Source organism: Fibrobacter sp. UBA7003, assembly GCA_002449765.1.
Taxonomy (GTDB): Bacteria; Fibrobacterota; Fibrobacteria; order Fibrobacterales; family Fibrobacteraceae; genus Fibrobacter.
The window spans coordinates 46,605-63,442 of sequence record DJXN01000001.1; the positions used below are offsets into that span (position 1 = coordinate 46,605).

A 16,838-nucleotide genomic window follows, 5' to 3' on the forward strand; every position below is an offset into this window, starting at 1 on the left:
CTCTCGCCCTACAGCGCGCCGAAGAAGGTATCGGCAAGTTTAGCGCGGAACGCATGGATGCGGTCCGCGTTTTTTTCTCGGTGCGGGTAGGTGAAGTCGGAGAGGAGCACGACCGCGGCGCCTGCGCATGGGTCCGCGACGATGCTCGCACCGGTGAAACCGGTCTTGCCGAAGGCATGCGGGCTCACGCGCGAACCCATGAACTTGCCCTGGGCAAGTTCCCAGCCGAGGGCTGTGCAGGCGTCCGCTGCACTCGAAAATGCACGGGCTTCCGGCAACAGGAACGCATTTTCGCTCACCATCTTGAGAATACCCGCAGGCGCGACGCGGATTTCGCATCCGTCGGGGCCACAGGCTACACCGTCGTCCATCACCATCTTCACGAACTTCAGGAGGTCGGGCACACAGCTGAACATGCCGGCGCTTCCGACCGGGAACAGCTTGCGCAGAACCCAGGCGCTCTCGTCATGGATTTCGCCACAAATCTCGCGCCCGCGGAATTCGCAGATTTCCGTCGGGGCAATCTCTTCGCGCGGAACCGGGTTCGTGTCGCGCGTCAGCGGGTCGTAGCCGCTTCGCGACATGCCGAGCGGCCCGAAGAACCGCTCGTAGCCCTGCTGCTGCAGGTCCTTCCCCGCGATGCGCTGCAGAATGAGCCCAAGGAGCACGCTTGCCGGATTCCCGTAGTTGAAATCGGCACCGGGCGCCTTTGAGAACTGGTAGGTAAACAGGGCGTCGAGAATCCCTTCGGGCGGGAGTTCGCGAAGCGTCTTCATCGGCACGCGGTAATCGAGGCTGTGCGTGAGCAGGTGGAACACGCGGATGTCATCGCGGTAGTTTGTCCGCATTTCCGGTATATAGTCTGCAACGCGGTCGTCAAGGGCGAGTTTCCCTTCGAGAATATACGAGAGGGCGAGCGTAGAGGTGGGGCATACTTTCGTGAGGCTTGCAATGTCGAAAACCGTATCTGCGGGCGTATCGAGTGCAACCGTACGCGTGGTGCCGTCGGGCAGAAGAAACCCCGCGACCGCCTTGTGGAATACACCGGTTTCTTCCGCCTGTTCCAAGAGCCGCAAGATGTTGCTTTCGTTGAATACCATGGGAAACTCCTGCCCGAATTATAGCAAAGTTGACGTCCCCCCTCTTTTGTATTATCTTATTTCCCATGGCAGAAGAGCAAATCGACATCCTGAATCCGGACGGCACCCCCGCGGGCTATTCCTGCGGGCGCACGCGCGTACATGCGGAAGGCCTGTGGCACCGCACGGTACACATATGGGCGTTCAACGGCAAGGGAGAAATCCTGTTCCAGCTGCGGGCCCGCGTAAAGGAAAACAATCCCGGACTCTATGACACGAGTTGCGCAGGCCACATCTCGGCCGGGGATTCAAGCATCAACGCCGCCGTGCGCGAACTGCGCGAGGAACTGGGACTCGCGAAAAGTCCGCGCGACCTCGAATACCTATTCGAGGCGACACACGAAAGTGTGCTCAACGGCGGCAGCTACCTCGACAACGAATACTACGATGTGTACAAGGTAACACTCAGCGACCAGGAGGCGAACTCGCTCGTCCCACAGCCCGGCGAAGTCGACGCCTTCAGGTGGATGACGCGTGAAGAATTTTTCGCAAAGCACAAGCTCCACCCCGAAAAGTTCGTCGACCACCCGAAGGACTTCCAGTGGCTGATGGAGAACGCGGGCCGCTAGCCTACGCAGGGGGAACCATGTCGAAAGCGATTGCAGGGCACCGCTACCGCCACTACAAGAAAGAGACCATGGTCTATACCGTGGTCACGGCCGATGCACTCGACTGCGAAAGCGTGAAGCCCCTCGTCGTCTACCGGAGCGAGTACGAGACACCCGACCACCCGAAGGGGACGCTCTGGGTGCGCGACCGCAAGGATTTCGAAAGCAGGGTGACGCTCCCCGACGGTTCTACCGTCGACCGCTTTACCGAAATCTAAAACTGCGGATGCATCCGCCGCCTAAAATTTCTACCTTTGTGGCAAACAAAAATTCCCTTTTTGACAAGGAGTCTCTATGGGCGGCTTTTGTGGTGTTGTTTCCAAGGAAGATTGTGTCAGCGACCTCTTTTTCGGGACAGACTACCATTCACATCTAGGTACACACCGCGGCGGCATGGCGGTTCTGAACGGCAGCGGCAAGTTCCACCGCTCCATCCACAACATCCAGAACACTCCGTTCCGCAGCAAGTTCGAACATGACCTCGCCGCATTCTCCGGCAAGGTGGGAATCGGAGTCATTTCCGACACCGACCCGCAGCCGCTCGTCATGACCTCCAAACTCGGGACGTTCGCGATTGTCACCGTCGGCCTCCTCACCAACATCGAGGAACTGAAGGACGAACTGTTCCGCAACAACTGCATGCAGCTCCAGTATTCCACCACGAGCGGCATGGTCGGCCCGACCGAAGTCGTATCCGCGCTCATCGCGACCCGCGACTCGATTGTCGACGGCCTCAAGTACGTCCACGAGAAGGTGAAGGGAAGCTGTTCCGTGCTCCTGATGGACAGCAACGGCAGATTCTACGCGAGCCGCGACCGCTGGGGCCGCACCTCGATTATCCTCGGCAAAAAAGAAGGCTCGATGATCGCCGTGCAAGAAAGCTGCGCCCTCCACAACCTCGGCTACGACTACGTGCGCGACCTCGGCCCGGGCGAAATCGCAGAAATCACACCCGATGGCGACACGACTCTCGTCGAACCCGGCAAGAAGATGGCCATCTGCTCGTTCCTCTGGGTCTACTACGGCTACCCCGCCTCGAGCTACGAAGGCCGCAACGTGGAAATGACGCGCTACCGCTGCGGTTCCGCGCTCGCGAAGCGCACCCCCACCGATGCCGATGCCGCCTGCGGCATCCCGGATTCCGGCACGTCGCACGCCCTCGGTTACGCGCACGAGGCCGGCATCAAGTTCGCGCGCCCCTTCGTGAAGTACACGCCCACCTGGGCCCGCTCCTTCATGCCGCAAGACCAGAAGCAGCGCGAACGCGTCGCTTCCATGAAGCTCATTCCCATCCCGGGACTCATCAAGGACCGCCGTCTCGTGTTCTGCGACGACTCCATCGTGCGCGGCACCCAGCTCGGAAAGCAGGCCCTGAAGCTTTATTCACTTGGCTGTAAAGAGACGCACATGCGTATCGCATGCCCGCCGCTCGTTTACCCCTGCAAGTTCATCAACTTCTCGCGTTCCAAGAACGAATACGACCTCATCACACGCCGTTACATCCGCGACCAGGAAGGCGAGAACGCCGACATCGAGAAGTACACCGATCCGGATGGCGACGCCTACAAGGGCATGGTCGAATACATCCGCAAGAAGCTGAACCTCACGACGCTTGCGTTCCAGCGCATCGACGACGTGATTCACGCCATCGGGCTCCCCGAAGACCAGCTCTGCACCTACTGCTGGAGCGGCAAGGACTACGCCGAAACCGGCGACTGCTACCACTGTCCCTGCCACCAATGCCAGGAAGAAGAAGAGAAGTAAGGACTACTCCTCTTCTTCGATACCCATAAGCTTCATCGCGGCCTTCCAGGTTTCGCGATTTTCGAAACCGTCGCGCTTGCCGCCACCATAGCGCGCATGCGCGAACTCGTTGACAAGGGATTCCCACCCTTCGAGCTTGCCGTCCTTCACCATTGCATCCAAATTAACGGACGCAGCCGCGGATTCGTCGGCGCCATCCATTCCCAGACGCTGTGCGACATAGCCCTTGCAGACATTTTCCAGTTCCAGGAGCCATTCGCGGCTGTCGGCGGTGTTCACGCGCTGCTTGAGCACCAGCATCCGCTCGCGCAGGGCATCCTGAGCCGCATTCCTGGCCGCGAGAGCCTCCCGCGCCTTGTTACGGCGCCGCATCCGCCAAAAGCCCGCAAGGAGCACGCACACGGCAACCAGGGCGCCAACGGCAACAGGCAGCGGATTGAAAGGCTCGTCCACGCGGATGGCGACACTTTCGCTCCGCAGGTCGAGCGGCCGCCCCACCTGCGTCGGGATCTCGAAACGCATCGCGGGGACATTCAGGTTTCCCGTATCCTGCGCCACAATCTTGTAGGTAAACTTTATCGAAGCGATTTCCTTGCCGTCCTTCACGGCACGCGCCGATTCCTGCGACACCCCCACCTGCGTAAGGCCCTTCGCGTTCGCGGAACTCGCAGGCACGACCAGCAGGGCGCTTCCCTGCACGCTCCAGCTGACCGTCACCGGGAATCCGAACGTGTCACCCACGGTAATGGCGGGCATCCCGCCTTCGGGTCCCGCCGTTATAGAGATTCCCAGCTGCTCGGGCGTCGGCATCGCCATCTCGGGAGCGACCGCCGCAGAATCCACCGCAGCACTATCCTGTAATGCAACATCGGCAGGCGCACCTGCCATATTCAAAGAATCATTTTCCATACAGGGAGAATATACAAAAAAATTTTATTATATTATTTTCAAATAGGAGTCCCGAAATATGACTATTTCCAAAAAGCGCATCCTGACGTGCATCGCCGCCGCGTCTATCCCCCTATTCTTTGCCTGCAGCGACGACAAGCCGACATCGCCCTCTGGCGGCGACAATCCTGTCGTGAGTTCGGCAGCCGCGCTTCCCGAATCGGCAGCAGGCCAGCCCGAGGCGACATCTTCCAGCGCAGAAGGCTCCGAAACCATTACCCCCGAATCCTCGGCCGGCCCGGTCGTCGAATCCAGCTCCGCCACGGAGGTCGTGCCCGAAAGCAGCAGCGCCCGCTTCCGCGAGCCCACCGAAGAAGAAATCGCCCAGGAACGCATCTATACAGCCAATTCCGAAACGACCGAATTCGTGGAGCTCCCCACACTCTACAAGAGCCTCGACCCCACCGACCGCGTGGCTTTCGTCATCCGCCACGCCCAGCGCGAAAAGAGCACCGGAGTCGAATCCCAGCTGACCGAAAAGGGCATCGAGCAGGCCAAGACGCTCGGCAGCCACCTCGTCAGCGAAGAAGCATTCTCTTACGGCTCCACCGACTTCATCCGCACGCGCGCCACGGCCCAGTACATTTCCGAAGGCCGCGGCCAGGTATTCCCCGAACCCATCGTGCTCCCCGAACTTGTCGCAAGCACCTTCGTCGCGGACCAGGAAAAATTCAAGACACTCATGGGCGAAGCGGGATACATCGACGAAGCGTTCATGTATTCGCAGTGGGCATTCGACGGCGACTTCGCCGAAGCCTTCAACGATCTCGAAAAGACGGGCGTCCAGATTATCACCCAGGCAATCCTCCCGAGGATGTCCACCGAGAACCGCGTCAACTTCTTTATCAGCCACGACATGTTCCTCGGTCCTCTCGTCGCCTACTGCACCAACCGCAAGCTCACCATCTTGCGCAAGCACGCCACGGCCACCGAGGATTGCACGAACTGCCGCTGGATCAAGTACCTCGAAGGCATCGCAATCATCGTCAAGGCCGACGGCACACGCAAATACGTCCCCGTCTCCGGCAACATGATGAACTAGGAAGCAAGCCCGAAAAACGGGCCAGCCCATTTCGCATAACATAAAACCCCGACTGGTGTCGGGGTTTTAAAGTTTCTAGGAACGGGAACCGCTATTCGGTGATGCGGATATTGCGGACCCAGCTGTTGGAGCCTTGCTTCACCATCAGCACGTAATTGCCCTGCCTCTGGTTCAGGGAGACCCTTTCGGAGCCGGTCACGCTGAACTTGGAGACAACCCTGCCCTGCATGTCCATCAGGGCCGCAGAAGCCGTCTGGGAGCCCGGCAACTGAATCAGGAGGGACTTGCCATCCACGCTCACGTTCAGCTTGTCCAGGCCAGACTTTGCGACATCTGCGATGGGTGCGGCCGACTCGACCAGATCCTTGCCATCGGGGCCCACGAGCTTGAGGCCGCTAATGTCGACCTGCGGGTCATCCCAGTTGTTGAGGGTCAGGTACAGGAACGCATCGGTAGTCGTAGCGGTAAATTCGCAGGTGATATCGATAGGCATCTTCTTCATGGCGCCGCAGTACTTGTTGCTGAGGCTATCGCCATTGACTGCATAGGTCAGCCAGAGGGAAGATCCCGGAGTCTGCGAAGCGCTGAACGACAACGTGTACTTGGAACCCGCCGTAAGGCCGGTAAGATGGCGAACGACCTCGCGGTGGTCACCCTGGATAACATTACCCATGTGGACACTCGTGTTGGTCTCGTTTTCAAGCACGACAGAGGTAGAATTCCAGCCGAAGGCGCCCGAGTTCTTGTGGTACTCGATAACCTCGTTGCAGGATTCCGGAACCACGAATTCCTTCGGGGTCACGGGAGTCGCCTTCGCAAAGTTCACCATGTTGCCGCTCATCAGGAGGCCCGTCAGCAAACGCAAGTTGGAATGGAAATAACCCGGCTGCTGAGCCATCAGGGCGCTAAAGTTCGTGTTCAGCAATTCATGGTAGGAATCGTTTACGATAAGCACGGAGCTCAACGAACCGATCGAAGAACCGTTCGCCTTGCAACCATTGCTCTTGCAGGGTTCGCCGTTCAGGTTCGCCGTACCATCCGTCTTCATGTTGATGTAGAGCTGGCCAAACGTCTTGGTGCTCACCCACTTCGCAAGCTTTTCGGACAAATCCTTCGCCTGGGAGTGTCCATACCACGCATAGCTCCAGGCCCAGCGCCACGGGGCACGCACGGCATCGTAGTCATAGCCGGCAAAGTTATAGCCGTTGTTACCGGTGATGGGAGAATAGGGACTGCCCATATTCGCCCAACCGGACGGGATACCCGTCGAAGAATTGCGGTTGCCCAGAAGGATATTGTAGTTGGTCGAAATCGCCTTACTCCAGAAGCTCGCGTCATCGACATCCTTGAAGATTTCGTATGCTGCCGGGCTCACGTAGCTCGGGTTCAGGTACGGGTCCCACTGGTTACCCACCTTGTGGCGACCGTCACTGGCAAATTCGCTCGTACGCATTTTAGCAATCAAGGTCTTCGCGTCATTCAGGTACTGGGAGTTCCCGAACTGGTGATAGGCCATGACAAGCGCGAACGCGACATCTTCTTCGGCGTCAGTTGCGCCACCAGAACCGACAGTACCACCAAAGCCCTGGATCTTCCAGTCCATAACACCGTTGTTAGAATGAGCCTTGTAGTAGGCCCAAAGCTTGTCAAACTGACTCTGATAGCTCTTGGTGTTGCTACTGAAGTAAACGCAGAGGATCATGCCGTAGCCGATACCTTCCGAAACGGTATACTGGTCTTCATCAAACTTGATGCGGGCCTGGTTGCCGCTTTCTTCGTAATAGGCCTTCAGATAAGCTTCGAACTGGTTCAGGAGCATCGTAGATGCAGTCTGGCCGGAACAGTTCCAAACATCTGCAATATTGGAAGCATAGGGATAAGTCTGGGCCTGCGGGTAAGGGAACTTAACCGCCGCCATAGAAAGCGAGCTTACGGCCAGAAGGCCTGCAAGGAATAACCGTTTCATTACTTATTCCTCCAACGAATAGTCTGCATCGCAGAACCGTCCTTGACCGCCACAATGTAGAGTCCGCGCGGCACATTGGCAAGATCGACCGTGTTCGTGCCCGCCTTCATGTAGCGCGACACGTTGCTCACGACGTTGCGGCCGGCGACATCCAGAACCTGGACCTTCACGAACCCGGAGCGCTTCACATCCACTACGAGCTGGTTACCGTTCATGCGGACCGTCGGGGCAAGGTTCTTCTGGGTCTTCGGAGCTATGAAGTTCTGCCCCTGGATTTCAGCCCAGGCCTGAGCTTCCGTCGTGACATCGCCCGTCCCGATAACCACCTTGATGTAGCTGAGCAGGGATTCGTACTGGTCATTTTCGGGAGCTTCGGCCTTGATAACTATGGTCGCATTCTTGCCACCGGCAATCAGGTTCACGCCCTGCTGTTCGGCATAACCCGCGGGGTAGATAGTATAGGTGACCGGAACCTTGTGCGCTTCCAGCGTAAAGACCTGCGTCGAGGAATTCAGCGCCACGGTCTGGTCCTTGAAATACTTGGTATTGAGCGTCTGCTCGGCCTTCAAAAGCGAGAAGGTAATCGTCGTATCGAGGGCACGGTATCCAGAAATGGCCTTTGCCGTCGCATGGATATTAGCTGTCCCCCTGGACTTGAATGTCGCAATCCAGACCTGCTTGCCCTTGTCGCCGTAGCATTCGGAACTCGTGCAGGTCGCCTTGGCCACAGAGATAACGCTCGGATTGTCGGATTCGTAAGTGACATCGGAACCTTCGACGGTCTTTGTCACCTTCATCTTGTATTCAAGCTTGGCCGAGGAGTTGCCCGTAAAGTTGTTGCAGGCACCGCCGCCGGTAACGCGGCAGGTGATGGCGGCCTGTTCGAACGTCTGAGCAGGGACCTGCGTAATCACGACGACCGACTGGGAATTGTCGTTGCCCGTCATCACGGCATAGCCCGCACCGTTAATCTTGATGGTGCCGTTTTCAACCGTCGCGACAGTCGGATCACTGGAAGTATACGTGCAGGAACTTACAGCCTTGCCCGTAATGGATCCATCCATTTCGGACGCCGTGGCTCCCTTGAACGCGCAGGAACCCGTGTTCTTGCCGGCGACAAGCGAGTCCGCCCAGTTCTTGTTGTTGTACTTGGTCAGGTAGCTCTTGACAAGGTTGCCCGACGTGGTATAGGTAGCATTATTCAATGCAGACTTAGAATTGAGGAGAGTCGAACCGGAGAACATAGCAGAAGCTTCGCTCTTGCCGCCAATGGTTTCATGGCGCAGGGACCAGTTGCAGTTCGGAATCTGTTTCTGCTCCATGTAGCTTGTCCAGTTGTTAGTTTCGCCAGAACTCACATTTCCCGTACCGTTGGCATCGGTCGTACCCCATTCCGTAATGAAAACAGCCTTTCCATTGTTCAAGCAGTTTTCGATATTTCCCTTGAAGGAACCCACGGAATGCGATGCAGCATAGAAGTGGAACACATACCCAGAGTTGGCGTCATTCACACCCGAGCAGGAACCCATCTGCGAATAGAAGGGCGTGCCCACAAGAGCCAAGTGCTTGGACCCGTTATTGCGGATAGCACCAATCACTTCGTTTGCATAGCTAGCAATGGTTCCCATATCGGTATTGACAGGTTCGTTATAGACTTCCCAGATGATGTTCGGAACATCCTTGTACTTGGCTGCCATACGGCCAAAGAAATCCTTCGCATAGCTCTTTTCGCTCTCGGCGCGGTGGCTATGCCAGTCAACGATGATGTAGATATCGTTTTCGATGGCAGCCTTCACCATGTTGTCGAGCTGGGCTTCCTTGCCTTCCTTGTTTCCCAGATAGGAGTTTGCGGAAATAATCGCATCGTCGCTATTGGCCTGGCAGTCGCCGCCATTGCTGTTGTAGCACTTGATGCCCATCGCAAAGCGGAAAACGTCGATGCCGAGCTTTTCGGCAGCCCAGCTAATCACGGTCGGGTTGTAATACTGCGATCCCGTAGCATCGGACCAAAACAGGCTCATGCCGCGAAGCATCACCTGCTTGCCGCTAGCCTGACTTACAATTTTGCCGCTCTTGACACCCAGCGTTCCATATACAGAAACAGGGCCTAGACGCAGTGGCTTTGCATCTACCGCAGCAGACGCAAACGTCACTGCGCAGGACAACATCGCTATCGATAAAAGTTTTTTCATCATAAACTCTCCCGTTTTTTTGCAATCCACATCCGATTACAAAAATAACTTTCAAAGCCCTAAATTACACCACACATTCAGAAATTCTTTGTTTACATCAGTAGACAAATAGGGGCTTTTGTGAAGAAATTCACACAATCCTGGAACTCAGCGTTCCAAAAAAGTTATCAAATCTTAACAAAGCCGCCGTTCATCAACGTGCTGTACATGATGGTCAGGATTTCCTTGAAGTAGGTTCCCGTGTATCCCACCGCCTGGTATGCCTGCACCTTCTGCGTAAAGTAGTCGAAGCAGGCATTGTGCCATGTCGGGTTCACCCCGAATCCCATCAAGCAGTACATGCCGATATAGTGCTCGCCGGCCGTCTGGCTCGTCGAAAGCGCACCCGTGCTGTAGTTGTACGACGTGGACGGAAGCGAAGCCGGGTTGTTCGCCGTCGCGGTCGATATGAAGTTCGCCATGGCGGTCAGAATCTGCTGCGATTCGGCACTCTGGTACCAGTAGTAGTCCCACGCGATACGCCACGGGATACGAACGGATTCCTTGTCGAACAGCATGTAGGTGTTCGCGGCAGAACCGTTCTTCGGGTCGGCCGGCTGACCGGCCGCATTGGACCAGTCCGGGAACAGCGGGACGGCGCCCGCGTTCTGGATGTTAATCATGTAGGCGTAGTTCGCAGCAAGGATCGCATCCCAGCCACCCGTCGGGTCAACTTCCGCAAACAGGCGGAGCGCTGCCGGGGAGAGGTAGCTCAGGTTGTAGACGTCCTTGTTCGCCCACGTATCACCCGGGCGGATCAACAGGTTGTTGGGATTGAGTCCCTTGTTCTTGATGGAGGCAATCAGCGCGACCGCATCGTTCAGGTAGAGCGGGTTCTGCCACTTCCTGGAGGCAAGGATCAAGGCAGTAGCCACGTCAAGGTCGGCATCGAGGGCGGCAGCCGTAGATACCGTAGCGCTAAACGAAAGGAGTTCCCAAGGCATCAGGCCGTTGTTGTTGTTGTCGCGGGCGATGATGTTGTAGGCCCAGAGGGCGTCGAAGAGTTCCTTGTCGCCATGGAAGTAGGCTATAAGCATGCCGTAGCCGATACCTTCCGAAACGGTACAGCCGAGCTTGTTCGCAAGCGCCGCCGTAAGGGAAGTACCCTTCCAGCTGGACATCCCCGTAAGGGCGCACTGGTTCTTGTTTCCGCCATCCCAGACGACACGGGCGGGGTTCGTATGGAACGCACCCATCTTTGCCGTGAGAAGTTCCTTTGCGCGCGGACCTTCGAACAAGTCGTAGTTCAAGGTGGAGCCGCCCGTCTTTTCGTCTTGCAGCGTCATAATCCAGCGGGCCTTCCAAGTCGCATACAGGGCCGTCGCATTGGCGATGTTCGCATTGGCGGCAAGGCTTACTGTCGCGGGGGCCACGGCGGCGGAACTCTGGGGCGGAATTATTCCGCCATCAGCAGACGATGCGGGCAGAGGACCCGGGCCGGTAGCATCCGAAGACACGGGAACCTGATCGTGCGGATGGGTCGGATTGTCGCCTCCGCAAGCATAAAGACCAAAAGCCAAGGGCATCGCCAACAGGAGATGGGAATAACGCATAAAGCCTCACAATTTAAAATTTTCCATAATATATATAAAAAAAGAGGCCCCGTCTAAAGGGGACCTCTTTTTTTAAAATTCCTGTAAGTTAAATCACTTTACGAGAATCTTCTGGCTCATGTGGACGGCCTTGCCGGACACGCGGACCATGTAGACACCTGCATCGAGGGAGGAGAGGCTGATGGAGGAAGCGACCTTGCCGCTCTTCACAACCTGGCCCTGGAGGCTCACGATTTCGTACATGCCGTTGTTGATGCCGGTGAAGGAGAGCATGCGGTTGGCAACGATGGCCTTCACGCTGCTAGCGGCAACAGAAGCCTTGATGGCATCAGTGCAAACGGCATGGCCGTCACCGTCAGCCTTGCAACCGAAAGCCGGTTCAGGCTTGATAGCACCAGCACCCGTGCAAGTACCAGCAGGACCAACTTCGAAGATACGGAGCTGACCGTCAGCTTCGGAAGCACCGCCGTCGAGCTTGAACTTCACGGACTGGGCGGCCTTGAAGGCGTCAGCGCAGGAAGAAAGCTTGTTGCCTGCAGGAGCCCAAGTCGGCTGAGAGAAGTCGGCAATCGTCTTGCTGACCATCGTCGGAGAGGTAGCCTTCGTGAGGGTCACGGAGCAGGAAGCATCGCCGGACTTTTCTTCGGCAATTTCGAGCGTGACAGCGTTATCAGCCGTGTAGGTAACACAGAGGCCACCAGCAGCGGAAATGTCCAAAGGAGCCTTTGTTCCGCCCACGATGTTGAAGCCGAAGCCAACGAAGTTGTACGGATATTCAGCCGTCTGACCAGTAGTGGTCGGATCTGCCAGGTGGTACTTGATGGTCACGTAACCGAGGTTTTCGATTTCCGGAGCGATCAAGGAACCATAGTAGCCCGTGGTATCGTACGGATACATGGCATAGGAACCACCATTGTCGTTCTTACGGTCATCGTAGTCGTACCAGTAACCCATGGTGGTGGATTCGCATTCGCCGTATTCGTAGACGCAGTCTCCACCAGTGTTCACCTGCTGGTCGGAGCCGTTGAACCAAATCGACGTATTTACCGTCTGCGCCATTGCAAGGGAAGCAACGGACGCGATTGCTGTTGCAAGGATTTGCTTTTTCATAGTATCTCTCTCTTTTTTATTTCCCGACACCGGGAAAAAGGGTTTGTGGTTAAATATATATTCTTTTCAAAGAAAAAAAAGTGGAAATTTTGAATTTTTACAATAGTTTGTGATTTTTCACACTAAACGACAGCGTTTTCCCGACTATTTCCTCTTCTTTCCGGAGTAATCCACCCCGGGGCGAAGCTGCAAGCCAATCGTGACCATCAGGGAAACGATGCTTTCGTTGTGGTCCTGGCTCAGATCGTAGGCGGCAATTCCTGCCAAGCCTTCGTCCTTCACCAGGCCGCAAAGGGCCTTCATCGAAGGGATTCCCGTAAACACGATCGTTTCGGCATCGCTCACGGCCACTTCGGAAGCCGAGGATTCGTCGAACGAGACCTTGTAGTCGGGCGCTTCGAACTTCTTCATCAGCTCCTTGTAGGGGATGAACCCTTCGTTTCCGCTGCCGACTCCCTGATGGGAAGAACCGAGACCCGAAGCCCCAGCAAAGGACTTACCGTAGAGGGAGACCACCGGGACAATCTTGTCCTTGGAAACGCCCTTGCCGGCGAGACCGTCGACAGCGCCTGCGATATCCTGCTTCGAGAGGTTAGGCTTGACCGAGGATTCGGAATCGCTCATCTGGTCGCCGAGCATCAGCACCACGTAATCGGCCTGGTTGAGGGCATCGGAATAAGCATCCATGGAACTTGCGTAGGTGAGCACGGCCACTTCCTTGGAAGAAAGCTTGGACTTGAGCGCACCGACCAGCTTGCCGATAGCGGCAGCGTCTTCGCCCGTGGCGTTCTGCCAGTCGAGCTCGACACCGCCGAGGTTATATTTCTCGACCCATTCGGCAGCGGCGTCGCAGAAAGCCGAAAGCTTGGAATCGTCTTCGGCGATTGCCTTCAGGTTGCCTTCCACTTCAAAGCCGCCAATTGAGGCGATGAGGGAGACCTTGTTTTCGGCGGCTTTCTTCGCCAGTTCTTCGAACTGCGGGGCATCGTTCTCGTCGGCAAACGCGATCGAGCCGTCTTCGGCCGGAGCCAGGGAGGCGTAATGGATATGCGTCACGAACTGGTAGCGGACATCCTTCGGCATGAACTGGCTATACTGGGCCCAGTAGGGGAAATAGCCGATGACCTTAAACGGAGCCGCAATGGCGGCGGCGGCAAGGGCGGCAATAGCAAGCAATGACATCTTCTTCATAATAACCTCTCTACGGATTCTCGATCAAGTAAACTTCCCAATCGGCTTCGTTCCTGCAATACAGGTCGGCGGAGAAATCCCACACGCGGTCCTTGTTGCCTGCAGGAGCCACGGCATTCTCGCTCATCGGCTTGATGGTCGTCTTCTTGTTTATCTTGTCCGTAAAGACAGAATCGACCTTGATGGAATCGGGCTTCTCGGTTGGAGGGGGCTTGATGGTATCCGTGATGCTCAGTGTAGGATCTTCTTCGATCTTTTTGCCGCAGGCCATCTCGGAAACGCAAGTATCGCCATTGGAAAGCGCATACTTCCACGTGGATCTCTCGGGCTCGATCAGGAGAATCGTATCCTTGAACACGTAGGTCTTGATACCGTCCGGAATGGTGTCATATACCACCTGGACATCGAGCTTCTTGATGTTCGCTTCGCCTTCATGGCAGAAGCGGTAGGGACGGCCCTCGTAGCGGCCCGCCATAATGTACTGCTTCTCGATGAGGCTAGAATCGACCTTGACGGATTTCAGGAATGCGAGATCCTGAGTTGCCGAAAAGCCGTAGCGGTGGAACTTCTTGAAGGCTTCGCGGTATTCCATGGCACGGGGGCCATTGAGAGCGTCAATCGTGGTGTCCCCCGTCACCGGGTCGACAATGAACATGCCGTTGACGAGCGCGGACATTCCCGGCCACCATTCTTCGTCGAGAAGCGCGTAATCCGTGAATATCGTCTTGACGGCGACAGAATCATCGAAAAACACGGAAGCCTCGTCGGTCATGGAGATAGTGTACTTAGACACCTTGAGGGTCGCGTTCGAGGAATCTTTTGAGGTAGTGGCAACCTGCAGCAGGGAATCCAGCATCTTTTCGCGGATGACCGTCAAATAGGCTTTGTTGGAATCCGCAACCGCGGCTACACTCTGGTAAATACCCAAATCGGGGTTTGCCCTCGCATATTCCGAGAGCGAAAAGTCATCGGGCCAGTTTTCGGAAATGGGGGCGTCGATGCTATCTGCAGAGCAGGCCCCAAGCACGAGAGCCAAGCCCAGACCCAAACCAAGTTTAAGTTTCGTATTCATATCCATCTCCTAGAACAAAATCGTAACGTTGCCCATGAGCAACAGTTTGTCCAAGCTCAGTTCTGCACCTGCAGAAACAGGTGTCACACCATCTTCGGCAAGGCCGTTCACCGTGTAGTTGACCTTGTTGGTCATGAGGCCACCCTGCAGGTCGAGCTTCGCACCGGCGGCAAGCTTGATCTGGAGGCCGCCCATGGCGAGCATTTCGTTCACGTCGTTGATGACGACCGTACCGGCTTCGTTCAAGGCGAGGCCGTTATCGCCGAATTCCTTCGTGAGCATCTGCAAGCCACCGAGGACCGAGAACGGGCCCCAGACATCGGCAGTGAGGCCACCCACGAAGCGGGATGTCTTGCGCTTGAGGTTTGCGCTCTCTTCGCTGCTTTCGAAGGAGCCCTGGAGGATCAGGCGGCGGTCGAGGCCAAGGAGCGGTGCCGCATTGAAGCCGAGCCCGGCACCGATGGTCGTGAAGTCGTTGTCGGAAGCTTCCGCATTATACTTCGAGAAGCGGAGGTTCAAGGTCACGACATCGTTCCAGCCGGCATTCGCGCTCACGGCAAAACCCTTGCGGTCCGGAGTGGCAAGGCCCATGGGCATCGCCATGTTCACGGACGGGTCCACGAATTCCTTCGCCGCCAGGTATTCCTGGTACTTGTAGGCGACCGCGTTGTAGCCGTTCTTGTAGAAGTGGCCCAGCTTGTAGTTGTTGTTCAGGCGGCCGAAGGTGTAGTAGGAGTCCTTCCTCTGATGAGTAGCATCGCCCTGGTCGAGTATGGCTGCCCCTTCGTTCTTGCTCATCAAGTTCTGCTGTTGCAGCACGTTGGTGTTGTAGAGGGCGAAGTACATGTTCTCGAGGCTTCCGTAACGGAAACGTTCCACGACGGCCTCGTTCGCACCCGTAATCAGCGCTTCGCCGTTAAGGATGGACGTGTTGCCTTCGTAGTAGCTGGACGCAGCCTGTTCGGACCAGAACTCCTCATCGTTCATCACGATGGTTCCCAGCACATCGAACTTGATTTTTGCAATGTTGCCGTTCACATAGGGCGACACGTTGATGGCCATGCCCTTGCGTTCGTCAATCTTGCTCTTGTGCCAGTTGTATTCGGTCGTCGTGTTTCTGTAGACATAGAAGAGCGTATCGTAGTCGATAGCGTTCGTATCGTCGTGAACAAAGCCGTTCTCGTCGAACTTTTCGTAGCCGATGCCGTAGACGCCCAAGGATTCAATCGTATCCTGGCGGTAGGCGTCTTCGCTGTAGGTCCAGCGGGAGCCCGCGATTTCGGACTTCAAGCCCGCATGCAGCGCACCGCCCATGATCAGGTCCTTGGAATCATAGTTCAAGATTCCGGAATAGACCATGTTGTCTTCGTAGTACATTGCCGCAATGTGGGAGTCGTCGCGGGAACGCGATGTCTTCTCGCGGTCGAACGTGTAGACGAAGTTTCCGCCGAGGGTCACGCCGAACGCTTCGACGCCGAGGTTCGAGCCGGCAAGGTAGCGGTCGCTCCAGTCGAAGTCGAAGAACACTTCGTCGTTCTTCTTGGCGATGTTACGGATACGGGCACCCGTCATCTGCACATAGAGATTGGAGAGGGGGCCGAGATCGAAGCTGTTGTACTTGAAGTTGAGACCCTGCAACAGGCGGTTGGAAGACGTATCCAGGGAGCGCATGGCAAGTGCATCCACTCGCTTGGACGCGAAAATCTCCGGTTCCTGGAGGATTTCGGTCTGGGGCACGTAAATCGTCAGCGGGGTATAGCCGACGCGCATGTATCCCAAATTGAAGTCGACGTGCTTGTTCAGGATCTTGCCGTCATAGCTGAACCAGTGGCCGATGATCGGGTTCACCGATTCTTCGTAGGCTGTCTGCCAATCCTTGTGCAGGCGGAGTTCGACCTTCGCTTCGGTCTCTTCGCTCGGGCGAGCCTTCACCACCAAGTTCACATCGGAGAACGCCTGGCTTTCGCGAGAATCCATCCCGCCCAGGAGCTGGTCGGAACTCAGCGTAGAAGAAAGGACGCCGGCCTTGGCCGTACCACCCACGCGAAGCCCCATCACGGAAGCATTGGCAGAATCAAGCGTTCCGACAAGGCTCTTCTGCTTTTCTACCAAGGTAGAATCCTCGGCATAGGCAAAAGCCATGGCTCCGCACAGGAGAAGCGAAATCTTGGAGGTCATCTTAAACATATCCTTATACCATTTCATCTTGCGTCC

General features: G+C 56.3%; 13 protein-coding genes. 4 read left to right on the forward strand and 9 right to left on the reverse strand.

Annotated features, from left to right (window positions below; all coding sequences use genetic code 11):
• Positions 1-8: 8 nt before the first annotated feature.
• A complete protein-coding gene (locus tag B2952_RS00220; protein WP_290725223.1) occupies positions 9-1,100 on the reverse strand; it encodes a serine hydrolase domain-containing protein in 1,092 nt (363 codons plus the stop codon).
• 65 nt (positions 1,101-1,165) lie between these two features.
• Here B2952_RS00220 and B2952_RS00225 point away from each other — a divergent pair, with 65 nt between their 5' ends.
• From B2952_RS00225 to B2952_RS00235, 3 genes are all read left to right on the forward strand, one after another.
• Positions 1,166-1,708: an NUDIX hydrolase gene (locus tag B2952_RS00225; protein WP_173365085.1), complete on the forward strand. Its 543-nt coding sequence runs from the start codon at positions 1,166-1,168 to the stop codon at positions 1,706-1,708.
• A 17-nt stretch (positions 1,709-1,725) separates the two neighbouring features.
• Positions 1,726-1,965, forward strand: a complete 240-nt coding sequence (locus B2952_RS00230; RefSeq protein WP_173365084.1) for a DUF1653 domain-containing protein — start codon at positions 1,726-1,728, stop codon at positions 1,963-1,965.
• Positions 1,966-2,041: 76 nt separating this feature from the next.
• Positions 2,042-3,511, forward strand: a complete 1,470-nt coding sequence (locus B2952_RS00235) for an amidophosphoribosyltransferase (protein ID WP_173365083.1) — start codon at positions 2,042-2,044, stop codon at positions 3,509-3,511.
• 3 nt (positions 3,512-3,514) lie between these two features.
• On the opposite strand, the gene B2952_RS00240 is transcribed toward B2952_RS00235, so the two are convergent.
• Entirely contained in the window at positions 3,515-4,420 is a 906-nt protein-coding gene (locus B2952_RS00240) for a protein BatD (RefSeq protein ID WP_290735983.1), read from the reverse strand.
• A gap of 58 nt (positions 4,421-4,478) precedes the next feature.
• Here B2952_RS00240 and B2952_RS00245 point away from each other — a divergent pair, with 58 nt between their 5' ends.
• The gene (locus B2952_RS00245) at positions 4,479-5,501 is read left to right on the forward strand and encodes a histidine phosphatase family protein (protein ID WP_290732250.1); all 1,023 of its coding nucleotides are present in this window, start codon (positions 4,479-4,481) and stop codon (positions 5,499-5,501) included.
• A 91-nt stretch (positions 5,502-5,592) separates the two neighbouring features.
• Here the strand turns inward: B2952_RS00245 and B2952_RS00250 are convergent, their stop codons facing one another.
• The 7 genes from B2952_RS00250 to B2952_RS00280 all read right to left on the reverse strand — a co-directional run bounded on the left by B2952_RS00250 (position 5,593) and on the right by B2952_RS00280 (position 16,829).
• Entirely contained in the window at positions 5,593-7,467 is a 1,875-nt protein-coding gene (locus B2952_RS00250; RefSeq protein ID WP_290732253.1) for a glycosyl hydrolase family 8, read from the reverse strand.
• Positions 7,467-9,662 (reverse strand): cellulase family glycosylhydrolase, encoded by a 2,196-nt coding sequence (locus tag B2952_RS00255; protein WP_290735986.1) that lies wholly within the window; start codon positions 9,660-9,662, stop codon positions 7,467-7,469. Before B2952_RS00255 ends, B2952_RS00250 begins: the two co-directional genes overlap by 1 nt.
• Before the next feature lie 164 nt (positions 9,663-9,826).
• Entirely contained in the window at positions 9,827-11,251 is a 1,425-nt protein-coding gene (locus tag B2952_RS00260; RefSeq protein WP_290732259.1) for a glycosyl hydrolase family 8, read from the reverse strand.
• Positions 11,252-11,344: 93 nt separating this feature from the next.
• Positions 11,345-12,361 carry a T9SS type A sorting domain-containing protein gene (locus B2952_RS00265; protein WP_290732263.1) on the reverse strand — a complete coding sequence of 339 codons (1,017 nt, stop codon included), beginning with the start codon at positions 12,359-12,361 and terminating at the stop codon, positions 11,345-11,347.
• A gap of 144 nt (positions 12,362-12,505) precedes the next feature.
• Complete coding sequence (locus B2952_RS00270; protein WP_290732266.1) at positions 12,506-13,552, reverse strand: glycoside hydrolase family 18 protein; 1,047 nt, start codon at positions 13,550-13,552, stop codon at positions 12,506-12,508.
• A gap of 10 nt (positions 13,553-13,562) precedes the next feature.
• On the reverse strand, positions 13,563-14,624 hold the full coding sequence (locus tag B2952_RS00275; protein ID WP_290732269.1) for a hypothetical protein: 1,062 nt from the start codon (positions 14,622-14,624) through the stop codon (positions 13,563-13,565).
• 9 nt (positions 14,625-14,633) lie between these two features.
• Positions 14,634-16,829, reverse strand: coding sequence for a hypothetical protein (locus B2952_RS00280; RefSeq protein WP_290732272.1), 2,196 nt, complete (start codon positions 16,827-16,829; stop codon positions 14,634-14,636).
• Positions 16,830-16,838: the final 9 nt, after the last annotated feature.